Consider the following 15,434-nt stretch of genomic DNA (forward strand, 5'->3'; position numbering starts at 1 on the left):
ACGTCCTGAAAAGAATCCTTGGGCATATCAAATAATATGGGCGAAATTAGATGAGCTCATGATACCACGGAGGCTTCTCGCAGAGTCTCCGAGCTTGTGGATAGGAGGAAGGGAGAACGCTGCGTGTGCGCGAAGAGTGCGGCGATAGCGAGCGTGGCGCTACCAAGATCCCCTGGGAGTGCGACACTGCGCGAGAGAGTGACTCCGGTAAGAGGGATCACCGGAAGCCCCCGACGGCCTCCCCGGTGATATGTGAAGCTCCCCCGGATGAGCGCTTCGAGCGGATGCAATATCTCGGGGGGAGCAAGGAGCACCACACTCTCCGGCCGCGGAGAGCGCTCTGTGATCATCTCGGAGGCCTTCTCGAAGAGTGAGACCCACTCCTTACCAGCGAGGCGAAGCAGATCCACAGAGAGCGCGGCGTGCCCTTTATGGGAGAGGCGGATCTTGTCGCGCATCACCTCTACGGTCGTATGCAAGCTGCGGCTGATCGCCGTGAAGAGATCCTGCGCCCCTATGGGAAAAGATGCCGATTCGAGGAGCATCCCTTCTTCGAAATGAAGGAGCTCAGTGGCACGCCCGCTCATATGCACCGAGAGATGCGTCCCTTTGTCGAGTGCGGGCATGGCGGTACGCAGACTCACCGAGAGCGCGAGGGAAAGCGGCTCTACGAGCACCGGCAGATGGAAAAAGCGCAGGATCTCGCTCTCGATGAGTCGGGCGGTTTCCCGCTCCAGAGCACTTTTCAATACAAAAAGCTCCAACGTACGTCCGAACAGTCCGTAGGGCTCCAGGGTGCGGTAGCCATTCACTACGGTGCCGATGAGATGCGAACCCTCGCTCTCCCCTCCTCCGCGCTTGAAATGCGCTTCGAGGAGCTTTTGCACGAGGGCAGGCGTCACTTTGAAATCTGAGGTCTCCTCGTAGCGGATGATCTCGGTGGATGCGCGATATGAAGGGGAACTGACCAGTACCACCGCCTCTTTGGGGAGCGGCAGGCCATGAGCATGGATGTCACGGGAGAGTGCTTCAAGCGCGGAACGCAGGCCCATGCGGAGCGGGCGTCTCTCTGTAGAGAGCGTACTCGCAGCCATAGCCGGGATGTGCACCTTGTCGCCGTGCGCGAGCGCAAGCGCTGCCTCCACGCTGCCTGAAGGAGCGTCTACGGTGAGGACGAGCTTAGGATGCGAATGAAAAGTTGAACGAGAGAACAGTCCCATCGCTAAAAGTATACCGCAGGCACCCTCTTCTCTAAAGGGAGATTATCCAATACGCGAAGATTCGGAGTAGATAGAGAGGAGTGCGAAGAGGAAACTCACCGAGAGCGGGCCCAAGAAGATACCGATGGGGCCGAAGAGCGCGAGTGCGCCGAGCACAGAAAGAAGGACGAGAAGCGGATGGAGGCTCATTCCTCTACCTACGAGCTTGGGACCAAGGAGGTTGTCGATGAGACCGACAGCAAGAGAACCCCATAACAGAAGTCCGAGGGCTGGGAGGCTGCCCACCGCGAAGAAAAGATAGATGATCGCGGGTATGAATATGAGCGCGGTGCCGATGCTCGGTACGAGTGCCGCAAGAGCGGTGAGCGCTCCCCAGAGGATGGCGCTGGGGACACCGAAGAGGGTGAAGCCAATAGCAGCAAGGGTTCCTTGAATGAGCGCTATGAGCAGATTCCCCCTCACCACCGAGTTCACTGCCAGTCCGAGGCGATTAAAGACCTCCTCGTCGTCCTTGTCGTTAAGCGGGGAGAGATCCACCAAGACACGCTTCAGCTTACGGCCGTCACGCAGGAAGTAATACAGAGAGAGCAGGAAGAGGAAGGTTGCGAGGAGAAGAGAGGCTACGCTAGAGAAAGCACTGCCCGCATGGCTGATGATCCAGGTAAGGCTCGTGCGCACGTAAGTGTCGATGTTGGCGGCAAGCTTTGCTGCGAGCCCCTCTGTGCCGGGAATGAAATTACCAACCGCGCTTTCAATGTGCGTCAGGATCTCCATGAGGTGAGTCTCCCCTGCGCCATACTCTATAGAGAGATACAGGTCGCGAGCCTCGTTCCCTACCAGAGTCACCAGGAGCGAGAGTGGGATGAGCACTACCACTAAGCTGAGAAGGACGGTAAGTACAGCAGCCAAGCTGGGCCAGTCCCCCAGGCGCACGCGGATCCGGCCATAGAGCGGGTAGAGCACTACGGAGAAGACTGCTGCCAGGATGAGCGGAGGAAGGAACGGCAGGAAGATGAGACCTACCAAGAAAAAGACTCCTAAAAGGAGGAGTATCAGGAAGTATGGACGTAGTTGTTCACGGTTCATGCTGGATAGTATAGCGCTATTCTCCCGCTTCGCCCAAAACAGAAACGCTCCCCTTGGGGAGCGTTTCTGTTTGAGTTAGGCGTCTTTCTCGGTCGTGGTCTCAGGTTCCTGTACAGGAGCCATGGTCTCAGGAGAAGCGTCGCCCTCGGTTCCGTCAGTCTTCGGCTCTTCAGGAGTCTCGGTTTCGTCCAGTTTCTTCTTGTTATCGTCGTCCATGATGGTGAATAGTTAAACTGGTTGCTAACAGAACCTGCTGACCTTGCAGGATACCCGACCTTAACAGACTTCTCGGATATACGTAAGGGCAAAGAGCGTCTCCTTGCATCCGAGGTCTATTCTTGTGACGACGATTTCCGAGATATCTTACCTGGCCAGGACAAAGATCAGTCTAGCTTCGCAAAAAGACGATACAGGCGGAGCTCATCGTAGGAATACTCCTCACCTTCCCTCTCTAGGGCGAACTTCACCGGTGCTAGGCGTAAGTCACCATTCTTTTCCTTTGATTCGAGGAATGCTTTGCGAATGATCTTCAGCTTCTTAGGAGTCAGCTCATTCGGTTTGAGGTAGTCGATATCCACCTTCTCCCCTTCCTCCTGTAGCTTTTCGATATGAGAGAGCACGGTCCCCTGAGTGAGGCCTCTAATCTGAGCTATCTCCTCCAGATTCAATTTCTGACTGATGAGCTCTCGGGTCTTGTGGTGGGTCGGGATATCTTCTCCTTCTTCGCTCTCATCCCGCTTCCCTTTGCTGAAGCGCGCGACATAGCCGTCTTGAGCCGCACGTATCTCATCCGGCCCCATATCGTCCAGCATATTCACTGCACGCTTGGAGACGCGTTTGAAATCCGCGTCTTTCTCGATCACTTCCGGATGGATCTGGAGCGCGCGATGGTTGAAGCCCAAAAGCTTGAGCCCAGCGAGAGAGCGCACGCGAGAGAGCGCTACATAGCCCATGCCCGGTGCAAAGGAGCGGGAGAGATCTATCTCAGCAGCGTCCAAGCTCATGCCCTGGCTCTTGTGGATGGTGATGGCCCAGGCGAGGCGCAGAGGGAGTTGCGATATCTCAGCTTTTACCTTGCCATCCTCTTCAATTTTCCAACTCTCTACGCCCCCTTCGATCACTTTCCCCTGAGCGGTCTTTATCCGCGGCATGCCAAAATCATCAAAGCTCTCTACGATACCGAGCGTTCCATTCACGTAGCCCTTCTCGTAGTTATTCTTTACGAACATCACTCGTGCGCCCTCCTTCAGCACCAGCACATCGGGTGCAAGGCAGCTCTTCTTGAGGGAATCCACTAGGCCCTGCTTGCCGCGGGAGTTCATCACGTATCTACGCTCGCTTCCCTTTATCTTCTTCAGTTCCGTCTCATTGATGGTGTCTACGTTCTCGTTATGCGTCGAAAGCCTCGTCGGCTCCACTTCAAGCGTGATCTCCCGCTGATAGCAGTCCTGGAGAGCCGAGAGTGTATCTTCTTCTATCTCCCCGCTTCTTATCGCATTCAGAATGGAGAGGAGCACATCATCGCTCTGACGGTGCTGCTCTTCGAGATAGCAAACTTTAGGCTCGAGTTCTTTCCACGCCCTGGAGGAGTAGGCAAAGAGTGCCTCTGGCTCTCCGGGGCGTGTGATGGGAGGAAGCTGGAAGAAGTCTCCGCAGACCACTATCTGCATCCCGCCGAAGGGCTCATTGCCGTTCCTCTTGAACGCTCTGGCGAGCCGATCCAGAAGATCGAGGCGGAAATGATGCAGCATCGAGATCTCATCAATGATGAGCACCTGGGTGCCTTCATAGCGCTTCCAGAGGTATTGAAATGCTTCTAGGTCGTCTATGTCCTGCTCGGAGAGCTTGTCCCGGATGCCGAGCCCGCTCCAGGCGTGAATAGTAGTGCCCCCTAGGTGGGTGCCGGCGATTCCCGTAGAGGCGGTGATGGCGGTACCGATATTGTTCTCCTTCAACCACTGTATGAACTCCCGCAGGACATGTGTCTTGCCGCTCCCGGCTGCGCCGGTGAGGAACACGTTCTTACCCATCTTCAGGATGTCGAGAGCTTCCGCTTGGGTCATGGAATTGAATAGTACAGCAGTCTTCCCAGACTTACGAAAAAGAAGAGGATTTTAGACTATATTATTTTGTAATTGAACGTTCAGGTATTACCCAAGTACCGAAAATTCCTGCATCGTACCACGTAGTGCACCTGATATTTCCACCACCGAAGTCGGCGCAGCTATCTTTGCGCTCAATATCTAGAGCAACCTGCGCTAGAATCCCTAGTACTGAAATTATTATCGCTAACGAAGCTAGTATATTCGCTCTCTTTGTATCTTTTGTCGATGTCTCAGCGTTAACTTTCGTTACCTCTTTCAATTCCCTGATTTCAGCAATTAAAGAAGCTGTTTGCTCAAGGTTCTTATTTTGCTGCCTCTGCTCCCACTCATATCTCGCCTTCTGATAGAGACTACCCGGTACATTAGTATTTTCAGCTCTCCGTAGTACCTCAATAATTTCAGGATCAGAATATTCCTCAATTACCCTGTTCTTTTCAAGATTCCATAAACTCTGCGGCGGAAGTACGCTTTCTTCTTTGATTACGCGTCCGCCAATCCGATCGTATTCAATTAAAATTCTCCGGTCGCCACGAGGAAAAGGTATATTGCCTTTGGCGTTCTCGAGCTTACTTGGATCAGTGAGCTGATATTCACCTATTGGTAAAATATCATTTTTACCGATTATTACTTTCATATCATTAGTATCCGGCACTAGCTCCATTCAGCAACAGGAACCACATCGGTCACCTCAGCCATCGGATCAGAGATTATGCAAAGCACCTTGCCGATTATCTTGAAATTACCCGAGAGCACCATAGGCTTGTACTTGGGATTTTTGGACTCCGGCCAGAGAATGGTCATGCCGTCTTTACGCTCCAGGCGCTTCACCGTGATCATGTCGTCCACTATGGCAGCCACTCGGTCCCCATTCTCCACGTGATCGCTGAAGCGGATGAGGAGGTAGTCACCAGGATGAATACCCGCTTCTTCCATGGAGTCACCTACCACGCGCACGCCCACGATGTTGCCGTCCTCCTTGTCTACGATCTCCTTATCCACCTCCAGGTATTCGTCATAGCTCTCTTGGGCAAAGACTGAGAGATCGTCACAACCTACGGAGGCGATGACTGGGATACTCACGGTAAGGACACGTCTTTCATTTTCCTGTCGGATCTCGATATTCCTATGAGCGTTCTTACGGCGGAGGATATAGCCTTTTCGCTCCAGAGATTCCAGATATTGAGAGACGGTACGCTGGGAGCGGAATGCGAGGGCTGCACAGAGCTCGCCCACCGTAGGAGACTCTTTGTGCATGGCGAGATGCACTTTGATGAGCTCTAGGACTCGGTTCTGCTTAGGAGTAAGAGGTAATTTCATACTTATATTTATATCACCTTAGCGGCTTTGCGGCCGAAATGACGAAGACTCTCTATCTGCGCCTCCTGCCAGGTCTTGAATCGTCCGACTGCCTGGATGCCGCTTACTTCTACCAGCTTTTTCTTGCCTTTGGGGAGCGGTGCGGGCTTGTAGAGAACGAAATGATCAGTCTCTTTGCGGAAGAACGGGGTTTCTTTGATGGTATTCATGGTTGTTTGAAGATAGAACTCCGCGGAAGCACTAAAAGATATCCTGCACCTTGAATCCTCCAGCAAAGAGACCGATAGCGAGGCCTCCAACCAGGGGTATGACGATCGTTTTGGGGAAATACAACAGGAGGATACTGATCGCGGCGAAGACAAAAGCCCAAGTAATGAGGTTCATATCGGGTTGTTCTAAGGTTCCAGATGCTTGCGACCTATCCATGTGTATATCATAGCATGTATTCCACTATGCAATACACGTAATACACATATACACTGTGGATATCTCCGCCATGACACGACCTGGAAACCAGAACAAGCTCTTTGATACGGGACTCCAGCTCCCTACGGGCCTGGTGTATAGGCCTGATTTCATTACCCCAGAAGAAGAACTGGAAATCCTCTCTTACATTGAAGACCTGCCGCTCGAAGAGGCGCAATACAAGGAATACACCGCCAAGCGACGACACTTCTCCCTCGGCTGGGGCTATGATTTCGATAATAAGAAATTCATTCCCGGCCCTCCCCTTCCGCCCTTTCTCCGTCCTGTGCAGATTCGTATCGGCAAATGGCTCGATATAGATCCAAAGAGGATCGTAGAAGCCCTCATTAACGAATACTCTCCTGGCTCTGCCCTCGGCTGGCATCGAGACAACGAAGGCTTTGAGCATGTCATCGGTCTCTCGCTTTCAGGCTGGGCACGCATGCGCTTCCGTCCCATCAAACGCCGTGAGGAAAAGAAAGATCTGAAGGATGTGGTAGCTCTGGAGCTAGAGCCACGCTCCGTCTACGTGATGCAAAAAGATATCCGCTGGAACTGGCAGCATTCTGTGGCCAAGACTAAAACGATGCGGTATTCGATTACTTTTCGGACGCTACCCTAAATTTATTCGTGTTTTTCACCTTCATTAACTGGAGTTTCTTTCGAAGCCAAGTCGATTTTTTGTAAAGATCTTTTTAGAATGCCTTCTTCGATAGTATCAATTGCTTCAATCATTTCGGTAAAACGCGTATCAGATAAAATCTTATTACCTAATTTACAAGCTTCTTCGATTTCTAACTCAAATTTTTGAGAAAAAATCTGAGTTACCAAATCGTGCAGTATTTTATTTCTAATTACGCGATATGCGTGTAAATTTTTCTTTAAATCCTCATTCAAAACACCACTCTCAAAGAGAAAATCAATCAGACTGTATAAACTTTTTTGAGTGAAAGTGTCACGTATTTCTTGAGCAATCTTATCAAGCTCAGAGTTGGTATTTTGTTTGGTGATTCTAAAAACCTGAAAATCAACAATCATTTTAACTACTGCCTCCAGGTACGCACTTTGCAATAAAAAAGCTTCAAGAAATTGTTTTTTCAAAACAGAACCTTGGATATGATTCCTTAATTCTTGATTTTTCATCGAGATTCGAGAACAGCCTTTATCCTCCTCACCCCAGCGCTCACCGCTTCTTCCTTAGAAATCTTAAACACACCCATCTCGCCAGTGCGCGTAACATGCGGCCCACCGCAGAACTCAAGGCTGAAAGGCTTACCATCCTTCCCCATCACGGTATATATAGAAACCGTATCGCCATACTTCTCGCCGAAGAGTCCGATAGCTCCACGATTACGTGCCTCTTCAAGCGACACTTCCTCACGAACAACTTCCAGATCCTCCTGGATCTTCTCATTCACCAAGGCTTCAACCTTAGCGATCTCCTCGGGAGTCATCTTCTGCGGATGCGCAAAGTCGAAGCGCAGGCGCTCAGGAGTGATGTTGCTGCCTTTCTGCTGGACGTTCTCACCCAAGACAGTGCGAAGTGCCTTGTGGAGGAGGTGCGTGGCAGTGTGGTACTTCACCTCGATATCGGAGTGCCCCGCAAGGCCCCCTTTAAACTTCTTCTCCGAGCCAGCACGCGAGAGATCTTGATGCTTCTTCATCTCCTCATTAAATCCAGCACGATCCACCTCTAGCCCCCTCTCCGCTGCGAGCTCCTCAGTCACTTCAATAGGAAAACCATAGCTCTGGTAGAGATTGAAAGCTTCCAGGCCTGAGACATGATCGCCCGTACGGCGAGAGAACTCCTTGAGCCCCTTCTGGAGGGTCTCACGGAACTTCTCCTCCTCTTTGCGAATCTCCTCTACGATCGCAGCCCTGCGCTCGCCCAGCTCTTTGTAGTCAGCCGCATAGGTATCAATCACCCCTTCCGCAAACATATGAAAATTACCCTCTTGGACGCCAAGGATATCGGAGAAGCGGATAGCGCGGCGAAGGAGACGGCGGAGAACATACCCCTGGTCAGTGTTAGACGGGATCACCCCATCGCCGATGAGGAATACGGAGGCACGGAGGTGATCCATGACCACACGAAAGGCGCGAGTCATCTTCTCGTCCTTGCCATACTCTCTACCAGATACCCGCTCTATGGCCTCCCGAAGATTCTGGAAGAGATCCGTCTTGAATACATCCGGATCATCATTCAGCGCCGCAGCGATACGCTCCAAGCCTCCGCCGAAGTCCACATTGGGAGCAGGCAGCTTCTCGAAAGCACCATTCTTCTTCACATACTGCATGAACACGTTGTTACCGATCTCTAAGAAACGGCCGCAATCGCAGTTCACATGGCACGGCTCATCCTTCCAGATGGATTCCTCGTGCAGCCCACGCTCAATGCCAAAGTCCCAGAACATCTCCGTGTCAGGTCCCCCTGGTTCCCCTTCCGGCATGTTCTCTGGTACACCTGCACGACTCCACCAGTTCTTCTTGTCGCCATAATAAAAGATGCGCGCTCCCTGCGTACCCTTAGTCTCGGCATCTTCTGCTATTTGTGCATCTACGCCCTTCTCAGAGAGAAGCTTGACCCACAGCCCGGCAGCTTCAGTATCACGAGGTATTCCAAGCGCTTCGTTCCCCGCGTGGCAGGTGAAGTAGAGACGCTTAGGATCAAGACCAATCTCGGTCGTCAAAAACTCAAACATCCAAGGGATCTGTTCTTGTTTGAAATAGTCACCAAAGGACCAGTTACCGAGCATCTCGAAGAAAGTAGTATGGCGATTGTCCCCCACCTCCTCGATATCTTGCGCACGAAAAGACTTCTGGCTGTCGGCCACGCGCTTGCCCAGAGGGTGCGGCTGGCCCAGGAAGTACGGAAGCATCGGCTGCATGCCAGAACCCGTAAAGAGAGTCGTCGGGTCGTTCTCAGGAACGAGTGGGGCCGAAGGCACGATGGCGTGGCCCTTTGATTTGAAAAACTCCAGGTATTTGCTCCGTATTTCGCTAGTGTTCACGCCCGTTATGCTAGCAGAATAAAGGCTTTTTGAGTAGTAAAAAGAAAAGCCTACGGCCCCGGAGGGCTTTCGGCTTCTCATTCGGTTATTGCGGAATCGGTTCGCCTCGCCGGCGTCCGCGCTTGAGAAGTGCAGCATCAAGGTCACCCATGACCTTCTTTCCGAAATTGGGCACCCTGAGCAGCTCTTGCTCGGTCTTCGCCAGAACATCTCGAATGGTCCTGATCTCGCTGTTCAGGAGAGGATTTAGCACCCTCGCCGGCAAATGAAGCGCATCAAGAGACTCATCGAGGCCGATAGTGGCCTCAGCAGTACCCTTCATCAGGGCAAGAAACGCGGCGAGTTCCTCAGGGGTCAGCTTTTCCCGGAGAAACGAAGCCGCGACACACGAACGACACGGCGCGAGAGGAACACACCTCTCTTCGTGGTCTATCAAGAACATCTTCATCTTCAGCACCTTCCCGTTCGGAACTAGATACCCGTACTTTTTGCCATTACCTAGACACAAAGTCAATAGGTATGAATATTATCTATCCTTGTTAAAACGACTCACGAACAAGAAAGTAGTCAGATTCTTTTTCTTATCCTGCAGGTTCTCCCGGAGGATATCGAGTCCATAGATCTCCCCTGCAGTGCGCGAAGCGATGACTGCAGTACCTAGGGGTAGCTTGCCCTTGGCGAGCGCGCTTGCGGCGGTAGCCTGATCTACCAGGATACCGTCGCCAGAGACAGTCTTCGCCTTTGGATAGAGCTTGGTGACAGTCTTCTTGGTCTGCGCGAGCGCCTGAGGGTGGGACATGATGATCTTTATATCCTTCTCCTTCGTCCCCGGCTTCGCCAAGAGACAATGCCGCACCGGCAGCTTATAGCTATCCAAAATCTTGCAGTTGAACTCAGAGAGCGCATTGACCGTCTCCCAGACCGTGCCGCCGATGGAGTTCTCGATAGCAAAGATCCCGCGATCAATCTTCTTCTCATGGAGTGCCTCGAGTACTCTCCTCGTTGTATAGAGATATTTTATGCGGAACTTAGTAATCCCCTTCTCTTTCGTATAGAGACGGATGGCTTCCTCATTGAAGCTCCCCTCTCCTCCTTGGATACCGATGACGAGCGTGTCAGATGCCATTTATTTCTCCCCCGTAATCTCCGGTAAGAGTTTCTCGAACTCATCGATATCCGCCTTAATACTCTTCAGTCCCTCCTCGAAGACTCCAATATCGAGGGTATTGAGGCCAATATCCTTGAAGATCTGCTCCGGCTTCTTGCTTCCTCCTGCCGTGAGGAACTGATCAATCTTCTTGATGTAGGCAGGATCTTTCTTGTAGCGGCTGACGAGCGCCTTGCTGATGAGCTGGCCATAGGCGTAGGAGTAGACGTAGAAGGGTCTGCGGAAATGCATCACCGCTACGAAGAAGTAGCCGTCGCTCTCGGAGAGCTTGAAGCCCTTACCCAAGTACGACTGCATATGCTTGTTGAGGAGCGCGGCGATGCTGTCCTTGTCCAAGAAGCCTTCTTTGCGCACTCTCTGGTGGAACTCGAGCTCGAAGTTGAAGAAGGCGATCTGGCGGAAGATGGTCTGGATGTCGTCCTGAATCTTGTCATGGAGCGCGATGGCGCGATCCCGCCCAGAGAGCTTCTTGAAGATGGAGTCGAACACCAACGCTTCAAAGAGCGTGCTGGCGGTCTCGGCTACAGAAGTGGAATAGTCCTGATACAGCACAGGCTGCGCTTTGCTCTTCTCCGTATGTATTGCATGCCCCATCTCATGCGCCAGGGTCATGGTGGAGTTGAGATTGTCCACGTGGTTGAGCAGCACCATGGTAGGCATATTGGTATTACCGGAGCAGTAAGCTCCGCCTGCCTTGCCCTTCTTGGGAAAGACATCAATCTGCCCGCTCTTTAGGAAGCGATCGAGAATAGAACCGTAGGATTCATCCAATCCGTAGAAAACATCACGCACGGTTGTGAGGCCCTCTTCAAACGGAATCTTTTCATCAGTTTTTCCTATGGAAACGGCCCTATCCGCATATTCCATATGCGGAAGTCCGAGTGCCTTCTGCTTAAGTGCGTGGAAGCGCTGGCTGAGCGGGAAGCCCTTGCTCACCGCCTTCACTAGATTAAGGATGGCGCGCTCATCATTCTCATAGCCGATGATGGTAGCTGAGTACGGTTCCTTGTATCCCCGCAGCTCATCACTCACCTTCTTGTTTTCCGCGACCGCGTTCATCTCCCCCTCTGCAAAATCTCCCACCCCGCGGAGCGCCTCTGTGACCATGCGTCCGAGCGCGCGACGGTCTTCCGTAGGCAGCATGGAAATCTTGTTCATGGCTCCCGCAAGAGGCATCTCCTCGCCCTTGAAATTGATGGTGAGCTTGCGCTGCGCCTTCTCCACGCCATCCACCCAGAGTTCGGAAGAAGCTTTGCGCTTGAGGCTGAGGATCTTCTCCTCCGGTTCAGAGAGATTGTACTTGGCCGTCTCAAAGGTACTTTCGAGGAAATAGCGGTAGGGAGCGAAGCGAGGACTCTTCAAAAGTTTCTTCTGGAAGGCTTTATCAATCTTCCCCAAAGAGAGTCCGAAGAAGATGACTTCGTTCCCTGCCTTGGTGAAGCGGTCAGAGAGACGGTTAATGAGGGCTTCGGCTTCACGATTCTCGGAATCAAGTTCCCTTACAAAATTGACGTACATGAGGGCCTTTGCGGGAATAGCCTCGAGCGTCTCCAGGTCCTTAAGTGCAGAAAGTAGCTTGCCTTCATTCTTGAGATAATCCGACTTTCCTTTATATTTCTTAGCGAAAGCAAGTATTGCCTTCTCAAGCGCCCGCGTATCCTTCTCTATTTTCGGATCCTTGAGCGAGGAGTAGTCGTAGGTCTTGAGATCCCAGCCGGTTTGATAGTTCTTGAGAGGAGGCATGTGAGTACAGGATTAATTACTTGAAAGCGATGAGGACAGCTCCAGCGGTAATGAGGAGGGCTCCGAGGGCTGTTTTTACCGTGAGCGCCTCCCCCAGGAAGAGCGCTGCGAAGATTATCACCAATACGATGCTGAGGCGATCGATGGCGGAGACGCCGCTTGCCGTACCGCTCTGAAGCGCCAGGAAATAAAATATCCAGGAGAGCGCGCCCGCAATAGCTGAGAGCACGATGAAGCCAAACACCTTGGAGCCGAGGAATTCTCCCGTGAGCTTAGAGAACGATCCTGCGAAGAAGGCTACTGGAAGCAAAAAGAGCGTCATCACCACCGCCCGCAATGTAGTAGCGAGGGTTGAATCCACCCCCTTCACCCCGATCTTGCCGAAGATGGCGGTAGCCGCCGCGAGGACTGCCGAGAGAAACGCATAAAGCATCCACATAGGTTTGTTGTTAGCAATTAAACACCTCCTTGCCGCGCTTTACCATTTCCTGGTATTCCGCGACGATCGGGCTCTCCAGACGACGCTCCAGCACCCCGAGAACTTCCCGATAGAACCACATCTGCTCCTCGATAGGTACGCGGAAGTTCTGCCAGATGGCCTCGCCATGGATATCGAAATCACTGATGGTGGTAGAGAGGTTGTGGATCTTGTCCGCCGCAGCGATCATGAGCCCCTCCGCACTCGCCTGCTCCAGGCCCTCCACATACGCACGCTTCCTGTCCTTCCAAGAGATCGGGGAACCATCCCTCTCCTTCTCTTCGGTGACCTCAACCACCATCATCGCCACCCGTGAACCGAAATCGGCCTCAAGCGCCTCACGAGTATAGCCGGTGTCCTCGAGCGAATCATGCAGGAGTCCGCCGATGACCACATCCTCGTCCTTGGCATGATTAGAGAGAAGCGCCGCCACCGAGAAGAGATGGCTCACATAGGGAATATCCCGCTTCGCCCGGCGCTTCTGTCCGTCATGGAGAAGGCAGGCGGCCCTGATGGCTTGTTCGATGCGCGGAGTAAGGTACATGGTTAATTTACGTGAAAAGGGATATGAGCGAAATCTTTAAGAAGGGTTTCTTTCAAGGCAGGATTATAAATGGCGGAAGCCGGATGGTACAGTGGAAAGATAGTAATCTCTCCGTACGAAGTCCTTGCAGGAAGAGCCTGCCCATGGAGCGCGCCGATAGTGTCGAGGCGATCCTCAAGCCCCAGCTTCTGCATGACGTAGACCATCGAGTAGCGCCCGAGAGTGGCGATCACCTTCGGCTGTATGATCTCGATCTGCCGATCAAGGAACGGTCCGTAGCTCGCGATCTCTTCCGGCAGCGGATCGCGGTTCTGAGGCGGGCGATCCTTCACGATATTGGTGATATAGATGTCCTCGCGCGGGATATGCACGGAAGCTAAGAGCTCGTCGAGGATCTTGCCCGCGGCCCCGCAGAAGGGGCGGCCGGTCTTAGCTTCATTCCTCCCTGGAGCCTCCCCTACAAACATGATCTCTGCATCACAGCTTCCCTCACCGATCACCGGCAGATACTTGTTCTCCGTGCGATATGCGTAAAGCGGAGAGGAAGTAAGCGCCAGCACCTCTCCCTCTATCTGCCGCATCTTCTCTTTCTTCCCCTCGTTCATATCTTGACCCCTTCCGCCCGAAGCTTCGCTACCTTGCGTTCAATACCTCCATTGTAGCCGCCCAGCTTGCCATCTGAACGGAGTACCCGATGGCATGGCACCTTAGGATCCTGATTGCGACTCATGACGGTACCCACCGCACGCGAGGCCCCCGGATTCCCCGCCTTCGCCGCTACCTCCTTGTAGGTCATGGTCTTTCCTTTGGGGATATCTTTGACCACCGCGCGCACACGCTCAGCAAAGGATTTTATCTTAAACTCCGTGAGTCTTGATTTCATATTATTTCCTTACGAGAGCCTGCAGCTTCTTCCCCGCCGCTTCTCGATATGGACAATACTCGCAGGCATTACCCACCTTGGGTAATTTATCGCTCTCAAGGCAGGCCTTGATCTCGGGCAGGACCTTGTCGATCCACTCCGTCTCTCCTTCACACGGAATCACCGTTATCTCAAACTCAAGCTGCGCATCGAAAGCCGCCTTGTCCTTGCTCGCATTCGCGTACACGAAATACCCCGTCTTGGAGACTGGATATCCATTCTTACTCAAAAGCCACTGATATACGCCCATCTGCCGCTGGTACTGGGCTTCCCAGGCGGAATCAGCCAGCGTCTCGATCTTGCCGTCCTTGGACGTAGCCTTGTAATCGACAACAATGAGTTCACCCTCTGGGTTCTGCCAGACATCGTCCACTGCTCCGGAAATGACGAAACCGGTCTCCTTGTCGCGATATTCCACTCCCTTGAAATTCTCCCTCCAGACATCCATCTTCGGATCTGCAAAGGGTATGGCATCCACCCCATACGCCTTCATGAGCGGGTGCGTAGAGCCATTCGCTCGATGTACGTCGAATTCCTTCTTGAGGAGCGCGTCGACGGCAATGTTTAGAGTAAAAGACGGTCCGCGGGGACGCCCGGTGCCGAGCTTGTTATCTAAATAGAAACAACGCGGGCATTCTATGAAAAGGTCGATCTTGGAGCGGGACAGGCGCCACTTGGGACCACCGTAATTCCAATCCGGACTTCGGTTGGGATTGTACATCTTTCGCTCATCGCTCATCTGCTCACTATATCACTTTGCTTCGAGACAAAGAAAAAACCCGAGCGCGGTTGGCGCTCGGGAGGAATAAGTCTGCGTGCAGGACGTGGCCCATGGCGTAACCACATCAAACGCAGGTACAGACGTTCCTAAGTTCTTCTACTATAACCCGTATTTATAAACTTGTCTACTGCGTCTTACTGCGAAGACCTCTTGACCATCTGCTCCACGTACCAGAGAGCCGTGAACACGAAGAGCGTGAGCGCGGTCGCCATAACGGCGATGACATAGAGGCGGAAGCCCACCGCGATACCGATGGCGGTAGCAACCCAGATACCAGTCGCTGTGGTTAGCCCCGAGAGCTGCTCATCTTTCATAAAGATGACGCCGCCACAGAGGAAACCGATACCCATGACCACGGAAGCCATTACGCGCAGAGGATCTATGCCCGCAGAAGCCGAGAAGGTTTCAAGGACGATGTTGGCGATGATGATAAGGAGCGCGGAGCCCATAGAGACGAGCGCATAGGTGCGGAGTCCTGCTGCCTTGTGCGCAAGGGTGCGCTCCAGGCCGAGCGACATACCGAGAAGCATAGCGAGGGCAAGCTGGAAGAAGATGATGGCATCCACCGGAGTAAGTATGGGCATGGATATTATG

Annotated in this window: 20 protein-coding genes; 1 reads left to right on the forward strand and 19 read right to left on the reverse strand. The window is 52.7% G+C overall.

The window, feature by feature from the left end; all coding sequences use genetic code 11:
* Nucleotides 1–56: 56 nt before the first annotated feature.
* From K8Q93_03195 to K8Q93_03230, 8 genes are all read right to left on the reverse strand, one after another.
* Nucleotides 57–1,220: a hypothetical protein gene (locus K8Q93_03195; protein ID MCE9644219.1), complete on the reverse strand. Its 1,164-nt coding sequence runs from the start codon at nt 1,218–1,220 to the stop codon at nt 57–59.
* A 42-nt stretch (nt 1,221–1,262) separates the two neighbouring features.
* Nucleotides 1,263–2,306, reverse strand: coding sequence for an AI-2E family transporter (locus K8Q93_03200; protein ID MCE9644220.1), 1,044 nt, complete (start codon nt 2,304–2,306; stop codon nt 1,263–1,265).
* A 75-nt stretch (nt 2,307–2,381) separates the two neighbouring features.
* On the reverse strand, nt 2,382–2,522 hold the full coding sequence (locus K8Q93_03205) for a hypothetical protein (GenBank protein MCE9644221.1): 141 nt from the start codon (nt 2,520–2,522) through the stop codon (nt 2,382–2,384).
* A gap of 167 nt (nt 2,523–2,689) precedes the next feature.
* Nucleotides 2,690–4,369, reverse strand: a complete 1,680-nt coding sequence (locus K8Q93_03210) for an AAA family ATPase (protein MCE9644222.1) — start codon at nt 4,367–4,369, stop codon at nt 2,690–2,692.
* A gap of 61 nt (nt 4,370–4,430) precedes the next feature.
* The gene (locus K8Q93_03215; GenBank protein ID MCE9644223.1) at nt 4,431–5,045 is read right to left on the reverse strand and encodes a hypothetical protein; all 615 of its coding nucleotides are present in this window, start codon (nt 5,043–5,045) and stop codon (nt 4,431–4,433) included.
* 17 nt (nt 5,046–5,062) lie between these two features.
* A complete protein-coding gene (gene lexA / locus K8Q93_03220) occupies nt 5,063–5,728 on the reverse strand; it encodes a transcriptional repressor LexA (GenBank protein ID MCE9644224.1) in 666 nt (221 codons plus the stop codon).
* An 8-nt stretch (nt 5,729–5,736) separates the two neighbouring features.
* Nucleotides 5,737–5,937 carry a hypothetical protein gene (locus tag K8Q93_03225; protein ID MCE9644225.1) on the reverse strand — a complete coding sequence of 67 codons (201 nt, stop codon included), beginning with the start codon at nt 5,935–5,937 and terminating at the stop codon, nt 5,737–5,739.
* 31 nt (nt 5,938–5,968) lie between these two features.
* Nucleotides 5,969–6,112 (reverse strand): hypothetical protein, encoded by a 144-nt coding sequence (locus K8Q93_03230; protein MCE9644226.1) that lies wholly within the window; start codon nt 6,110–6,112, stop codon nt 5,969–5,971.
* A gap of 112 nt (nt 6,113–6,224) precedes the next feature.
* On the opposite strand from K8Q93_03230, the gene K8Q93_03235 reads away from it, so the two are divergent.
* Entirely contained in the window at nt 6,225–6,815 is a 591-nt protein-coding gene (locus K8Q93_03235; protein MCE9644227.1) for an alpha-ketoglutarate-dependent dioxygenase AlkB, read from the forward strand.
* A gap of 2 nt (nt 6,816–6,817) precedes the next feature.
* Here K8Q93_03235 and K8Q93_03240 read toward each other — a convergent pair whose 3' ends face one another.
* The 11 genes from K8Q93_03240 to K8Q93_03290 all read right to left on the reverse strand — a co-directional run bounded on the left by K8Q93_03240 (nt 6,818) and on the right by K8Q93_03290 (nt 15,424).
* Nucleotides 6,818–7,336 carry a DUF4145 domain-containing protein gene (locus K8Q93_03240; protein MCE9644228.1) on the reverse strand — a complete coding sequence of 173 codons (519 nt, stop codon included), beginning with the start codon at nt 7,334–7,336 and terminating at the stop codon, nt 6,818–6,820.
* Nucleotides 7,333–9,285 carry an alanine--tRNA ligase gene (locus K8Q93_03245; protein MCE9644229.1) on the reverse strand — a complete coding sequence of 651 codons (1,953 nt, stop codon included), beginning with the start codon at nt 9,283–9,285 and terminating at the stop codon, nt 7,333–7,335. The genes K8Q93_03240 and K8Q93_03245 overlap by 4 nt, the downstream gene beginning before the upstream one ends.
* Before the next feature lie 4 nt (nt 9,286–9,289).
* Nucleotides 9,290–9,652, reverse strand: coding sequence for a hypothetical protein (locus K8Q93_03250; protein ID MCE9644230.1), 363 nt, complete (start codon nt 9,650–9,652; stop codon nt 9,290–9,292).
* Between the two features lie 78 nt (nt 9,653–9,730).
* Nucleotides 9,731–10,330 (reverse strand): prephenate dehydratase, encoded by a 600-nt coding sequence (locus tag K8Q93_03255; GenBank protein ID MCE9644231.1) that lies wholly within the window; start codon nt 10,328–10,330, stop codon nt 9,731–9,733.
* Complete coding sequence (locus K8Q93_03260; protein MCE9644232.1) at nt 10,331–12,115, reverse strand: M3 family oligoendopeptidase; 1,785 nt, start codon at nt 12,113–12,115, stop codon at nt 10,331–10,333.
* Between the two features lie 16 nt (nt 12,116–12,131).
* On the reverse strand, nt 12,132–12,554 hold the full coding sequence (locus K8Q93_03265) for an EamA family transporter (protein MCE9644233.1): 423 nt from the start codon (nt 12,552–12,554) through the stop codon (nt 12,132–12,134).
* Between the two features lie 10 nt (nt 12,555–12,564).
* The gene (locus K8Q93_03270) at nt 12,565–13,137 is read right to left on the reverse strand and encodes an HD domain-containing protein (protein MCE9644234.1); all 573 of its coding nucleotides are present in this window, start codon (nt 13,135–13,137) and stop codon (nt 12,565–12,567) included.
* Nucleotides 13,138–13,139: 2 nt separating this feature from the next.
* Entirely contained in the window at nt 13,140–13,742 is a 603-nt protein-coding gene (locus tag K8Q93_03275) for a uracil-DNA glycosylase (GenBank protein MCE9644235.1), read from the reverse strand.
* Nucleotides 13,739–14,020 carry an MGMT family protein gene (locus K8Q93_03280; protein ID MCE9644236.1) on the reverse strand — a complete coding sequence of 94 codons (282 nt, stop codon included), beginning with the start codon at nt 14,018–14,020 and terminating at the stop codon, nt 13,739–13,741. The genes K8Q93_03275 and K8Q93_03280 overlap by 4 nt, the downstream gene beginning before the upstream one ends.
* A 1-nt stretch (nt 14,021) precedes the next feature.
* Nucleotides 14,022–14,780, reverse strand: a complete 759-nt coding sequence (locus K8Q93_03285) for a PD-(D/E)XK nuclease family protein (protein MCE9644237.1) — start codon at nt 14,778–14,780, stop codon at nt 14,022–14,024.
* A 194-nt stretch (nt 14,781–14,974) separates the two neighbouring features.
* The gene (locus K8Q93_03290) at nt 14,975–15,424 is read right to left on the reverse strand and encodes an MgtC/SapB family protein (GenBank protein ID MCE9644238.1); all 450 of its coding nucleotides are present in this window, start codon (nt 15,422–15,424) and stop codon (nt 14,975–14,977) included.
* Between the last annotated feature and the right edge of the window lie 10 nt (nt 15,425–15,434).

This window comes from Candidatus Parcubacteria bacterium, from assembly GCA_021414235.1.
GTDB lineage: Bacteria > Patescibacteriota > Minisyncoccia > Phycocordibacterales > JAKFXT01 > JAIOOV01.